General features: G+C 65.4%; 4 protein-coding genes. 2 read left to right on the top strand and 2 right to left on the bottom strand.

Annotated elements, in window-relative coordinates; genetic code table 11:
• Together WA317_RS20430 and WA317_RS20425 are read right to left on the bottom strand one after the other, a co-directional pair.
• A partial coding sequence (locus tag WA317_RS20430; RefSeq protein ID WP_425174760.1) for an AAA family ATPase occupies nucleotides 1-2,251 on the bottom strand: 2,251 nt, incomplete at its 3' end.
• A 16-nt stretch (nucleotides 2,252-2,267) separates the two neighbouring features.
• Nucleotides 2,268-3,245, bottom strand: coding sequence for an alpha/beta hydrolase (locus WA317_RS20425; RefSeq protein WP_425174759.1), 978 nt, complete (start codon nucleotides 3,243-3,245; stop codon nucleotides 2,268-2,270).
• Between the two features lie 195 nt (nucleotides 3,246-3,440).
• Between WA317_RS20425 and WA317_RS20420 the strand changes: the two genes are divergently transcribed.
• Both WA317_RS20420 and WA317_RS20415 read left to right on the top strand, forming a co-directional pair.
• Nucleotides 3,441-4,637: an alpha/beta fold hydrolase gene (locus WA317_RS20420; RefSeq protein WP_425174758.1), complete on the top strand. Its 1,197-nt coding sequence runs from the start codon at nucleotides 3,441-3,443 to the stop codon at nucleotides 4,635-4,637.
• A 72-nt stretch (nucleotides 4,638-4,709) separates the two neighbouring features.
• Nucleotides 4,710-5,557, top strand: an 848-nt coding sequence (locus WA317_RS20415; protein ID WP_425174757.1) for an aldehyde dehydrogenase family protein, incomplete at its 3' end; no start/stop codon positions are given.

Here is a 5,557-nt window from a genome sequence, read left to right as displayed (position 1 = left end):
CGGCCGCCCACGCCAGGTCGGCGACGGCGCGGTCCGAGACGACAAAGTGAGTGGGCGTCCCGTCGGGATGAAATTGTTCGCGCAGGTGTAGGTAGGCGCCGTCGAAGTCGCCGGCGGCGATCGCGTTCCACCCGGCGGCCCGCGTCAGTGCCGCCCGGGTGGGAGATGACGTCGCGCTGGTGGCGTTCGCACCGGCAGCGCGGAGTGCCTGCGCGGCTGCCTCGATGTCACCGCGGTAGGCCAGCAGTTGTGCTCGACAGGTTGTGGTTTCGCCGTCAAGCAATTTGAGCTCGTGGATGGCGCACAGATCGGCCGCGGCGTCGAGTAGTTCGTCGAGCTGGTCCCAGCGCCCGCTGTCGAGCAGGGCCCACGCCAACGGGGCGATGGCGTAGGTGAAGCCGCGCAGCCCTCCGGAGGCTTTCAGGGAGTCGACTGCCTCAGTGAGTAGTTGTGCCGCCAGTGCGGTTTCCTCGGTCACCGCGGCCATCACGCCGACCACGAGATGCCGAAAGGGTTCCAGAGCCGAGGACTGCGGGGTGAGCCAGCGCTTGTCGAATCCGGTGGGGCGGGTGTTGGAGGCCGCGGTAGCGGCGTACATGCCTATGTAGGCGCGTTGCAGGGCGGTGGCGCCCAGCGGGAATGTGAGGAAATCGTCGGAGGGCATTCCGTTGGCGCTGTCGTCGGTGTCGCGCACGCGGTCGAGCCATCCTGGTAGTGCCCTGCGGTGGGTGATGTCTCCGGAGTAGTACGACGCCGAGGCGCCCAGGTAGGTCAAGGCCAGCGCAAGTCGACCGATGGGCGGTGTTGCGTGGTCGAGGCAGCGGCGGACCAGGTCGAAAGCCTCGATTGGCTGCGCCGATTGCAGTTGAATCGAAGCTCGGGTCAGCGACGCATGTCCGATGATGTCGGTGTCGGCGGCCAACAGAGACGCGTGCTGGCTGAGAATGAGCGCCCACGCCGGGTCGCCGCCGAAGTTCGCTGCGGCTGCCGCCTCAGCGTATCGACGCGCGGCGTCATCAGGATGGGGGCTTAATTCGGCGGCCCGGTGCATCGCCCGGGCCACCTGTAGATAGCCGCCGCGACGCTGGGAGAGGTGCGCTGACTGCTCCAGAGCCGCCGCAATGGTCTCGTCCGGGACTGACGCTGCGGCGGCTAAATGCCAAGCGCGGCAAGAGGTGTCGAGCAATGGTGACTCGGCCAGCGCCAGGTGTGCCTCGCGTTGCTGGGTCAGGCTGGCTTCGGTGTAGGCCAAGGTGCGTAGCAGTGGATGGCAAAACGTGATCCGCCTGTCGGTAGTGAAGCTCACCAGGCCGGCGGTCTGCGCCGACTGCCACCGCGAGAAATCGGTGTTATAGCCGGCGGCTTGGGTGATGGTGTCGATCGTTTCGTAGCCGGCACCTGCCGCGGCGTAGAGCAAGAGCTTGCGGGTGTCGGTGCCGAGGGCGGCTAATTGCAGCGAAAACATTGAATGCGCGCCGCTATAGCCGGGCATGGTGTTTGCGCGGAACGCGGTGGCCCCGGTGCGGCCGTATACGCGCGCGATTTCGATCAAAGCCAGTGGGTTGCCCCCGGACCAGCGAATGATCTCGCCGCGAACGCTGGGGTGCGGGGGCGGAGATTGAGCCTCAAGCAGATCGCTGGCGTCGCGGTCGGTCAGCGGCGGCACTTCAAGGACCGCGGTCGACGCGTCGATTCCTGGCAGCGTGTCTCGACGGCGCGCGGTCATCAGCGCTGACACCGGGGCGTCGACTAGCCAGCGAACGGCAGCGGTAAGCACCTCGCGCGAGTCGCGGTCCACCGCGTCGATGTCGTCGACGGCGAGTAGCAATGGCTGTTCGGCGGCGGCGGCCTTGAGCAAGGCCAGCAGTGCTTGACGGATGATCACCGGTCCGCGTGGCGCGGGTTGAGCGTTGACCCCTAGTACATCGAAGATCGTGTCGCGTAGTCCTGGGGCAAGCGCGTCGGCGAAATCGATTATCGGCCAGAGGAGTTCGGTCAGCGACGCATACTCTGGCAGCAGGTCGGGTTGGCTTCCGGCGCTGAACAGTACCCGGATGCCGTCTCGGGATGCGGCGCTGATGGCGTCGAGCAACAGTGTCGACTTACCGATTCCCGCCTCGCCGACCAGAAACAGCGCTCCCGGCGCCCCGCCGGTGCGCCGAGCGACGGCGGTGGTGAGGCGCCGCAGGTCGGAGCGTCCAACGAGGCGAAACGCGAGATGGGTGCCCGTGCTGGGTGTGGCGAGCGCCATGCGGCGTATTGTCCCATTATCGGTGCAGCGCCGTGCTGAGAAACCACACGCCTTGCGCCAGCGCCGCACGGGTGGGTGGGGTGTTGCTGAGCTGGCGCAGCGCTACGAAGTCATGGATGGTGCCTAAATAGCGGATCGAGGTGACCGGGACGCCGGCCGCGCGCAGTTTCGCGGCGAACGCCGCTCCTTCGTCGCGCACCACATCGGCTTCGGCGGTGATGACCATCGTCGGGGGTAGCCCGGCCAGCTCGTCGGTTGTGGCGTACCGCGGTGACACCGTGGCAACGCCGCCGTCATCATCGCAGTACTGATCCCAGTACCAGCGCAGTTCGTCACGGGTGAGCAGGAACCCTTCGGCGAAAATGTCGTACGACCCGCTGCTGCAGGACGCGTCGGTGGGCGGGTAGTAAAGCAGTTGGGCACGCAGGCGCGGGCCACCGCGAGACTTGGCCAGCAGGCACACGGCGATCGCGAGCGTCGCGCCCACGCAATCGCCCGCTATCGCAAGGTTTCTGGGGTCGATCCCGAGGTCGTCGGCGTGGCGGTACACCCAGGTCATTACCGCGTAGCATTCCTCGAGAGCCACCGGATATCGCGCCTCCGGGGTGCGCGTGTATTCGGGAACAATGAGGCATGCCCGGCAGTGCTGTGCCATCTCGTCGATGATGTGAGCGTGCGTATCGGCATCGCCGAACATCCACCGGCCCCCGTGCAGATACACCACGCCGGGCAGTCGACCGCTGAGTCCGCCGGGCCGGATCCGCCAGAACCCGGTCAATCCGCTCGGCCCGGCCGGGCAGGTGAGGAATTCGGCGTTGGTGTCTCTGACGGCGGTGCTATCTCGCTGAGCTTCCCGCAGCGCTGCGCGACCGTCGTGCGGGCCGAGTTGCTGCAGGGTCGGCGGCGTCGACATGGCGGCCAGCAGTTTGGTGATCGCGGGGTCCAACACCACCTCGCGCGGGGTCTCGTCCGTCGCGTCGCATCCGCGAGTCATCTGCTGCTCCGTTCGTGGCACTGCGCGCGGCGCCAATGGTGTGCTCGCCCGACCCTGCCGTTTACTCAACGGCATGATCCGCTGAGCCGTCATCAGTCGCTTGACTGATGCCCGGGTTTTGGTTGCGCCGGACAATCGGGGTGTCGATGAGCCGACGCGGGCACCATGCCAGGCGTGGCGGAAAGGGCGCAGCCCATGGAGTTCATTTTCAAAGACGAGGCGTTCAAGTTCGAGACGTTGCGCGCTGCCGGATTCGCCGGTGACGCCGGCGCCGATATCGGTGAAGTCATCGCAACGACGTCCCGGATCTCCGAAGGAGACGAAGAGGGATGGACGAACGAGTGGCGAGCAACCGCTGAGCGCATCGCCAAGCGTGGCGAGGACTCTCTTTCTTGCGGAGACACCGTCAGTGCGCGGGAGGCGTTCCTGCGGGCTTCTGCCTATTACCGGTCCGCGGAATTTTACTGCCGCGAAGATCCGCTTCACGATCCTCGGGTCCTCGAGCTATCTCGGTTGTCCAAACGGTATCTGGTGCAGGGCAGCAAGCTACTGGACGGCCCGTTCTCGGAAGTCCTGATTCCATTCGCGGATACAGACCTGCCGGGCTATCTGTACCTGGTCGACAACAGCGGGCAACCACGACCGACGGTGATCTACACAAACGGCTTCGATTCGACTGCGGAGGAAGGCTATTTCGTCATCGGTGCCGCCGCGTTGCGGCGCGGCTACAACTTCCTGGCTTACGACGGGCCCGGGCAAGGGGCGATGATCCGGGAACGCAATGTGCCCTACCGCGCCGATTGGGAAAATGTTCTCGGTCCCGTGGTCGATTTCGCGCTGACCACCCCAGAGATCGATGACAGCAAGATCATTCACTTCGGCTACAGCCTCGGTGGCTATCTGGTAGCGCGTTACGCCGCGCACGATCATCGGTCAGCGGCCATCGTCTGCAACGACGGCTTGACCACCTTCTACGCCTCCTACCCGCCGATTCCCAAGACGACGCTGAATTTGATCGAGCAGAACCGGGATGACGAAGCGCTGCCGCTGCTCGACGAAATGGCCCGGAATGACACGAATGCCCGCTGGGGTCTGCAAAATGGCGTCTGGGTGTATGGCGTCAGCTCCGCCGCGGACTACGTTCGCAAAACCGTGGACTACACCCTGAGCGAAGAGATGATTCGCAGTATCCAAACGCCTGTCCTCATTCTGGAAGGCGAAGATGACAAGGTCTTCGCGGGACAGGCTGCGGCCTTAGCGCAGCAACTGCAGGCACCACACAAACACGTCGTACTGCGCAGCGCCGACGGCGCAGGAGCGCATTGCCACGAAGGTGCAATGTATCAGCTTCATCAGACCGTCTTCAACTTCCTCGCATCGACGTTGGCGTGATTGGGGAACGCAAGTGTCTGGCTTGCTACAAGCCGCGCCGACATCCCGTCAGTTAGAAAGACAAGGCCGCCAATGAATTCCGCCGCCACCCAGCGCGACATCATCAACCCTGCCACCGGCGAGGTCATCGCAGCCGTACCCGAGCAGTTCGGCGACGAGGTCGACGTCGCGGTCGGCAAGGCGCGGGCGGCGTTCGATAGCGGACCGTGGCCGCAGCTACCGCGAACGGCACGTGCCAGGTTGCTGCTGCGTATCGCTGACGCCGTCGAAGCGGGGGCCGAACAGCTGTACCAACTGGAGGCGCGCAACAACGGCCGGCCGATCACCGAGACCAGGGCCCAGTTGTCGCGCGTACCGGAATGGTTTCGCTATAACGCGGGGCTACTGGCCGCGCAACGCCTGGCGGTACTGCCCGGAGACGGACCGTATCTGACTTACCAGCAGCGCCTGCCGCTCGGCGTATGCGGCATCATCACGCCGTTCAATCATCCGATGCTCATCCTCGCCCGCAGCTTGGCCCCTGCTCTGGCCAACGGCAACACCGTCGTTGTCAAACCATCGGAGATGACGCCGCTGACCACGTTGGCCTTAGCCGACCTCCTGACACAGGCAGGTCTGCCCGACGGTGTCGTCACCGTCGTCACTGGTGGGCCAGACGCCGGGAAGCGGATGACAGCTCACCCCGACGTCGCGAAGATCACGCTGACCGGCGGCACCGAGGCCGGCCGGGCGGCGGCGGTCGCAGCAGCGCCGCGATTCGCCCGCGTCACCGCCGAACTGGGCGGCAAGACGCCGATCGTGGTCTTCGACGACATCGACCCGACCGTAGCGGCAGAAGGAGCAGCATTCGCGGCGTTTGTGGCCGCCGGCCAATCCTGCGTTGCCGGTTCGCGATTCCTGGTACAGCGCGGCGCCTATGA

It is taken from the genome of Mycobacterium sp. (assembly GCF_049802695.1).
Classification (GTDB): domain Bacteria; phylum Actinomycetota; class Actinomycetes; order Mycobacteriales; family Mycobacteriaceae; genus Mycobacterium.
Note: the sequence above shows the minus strand (reverse complement) of the source record. Positions and strands in the feature narration are given on the sequence as shown.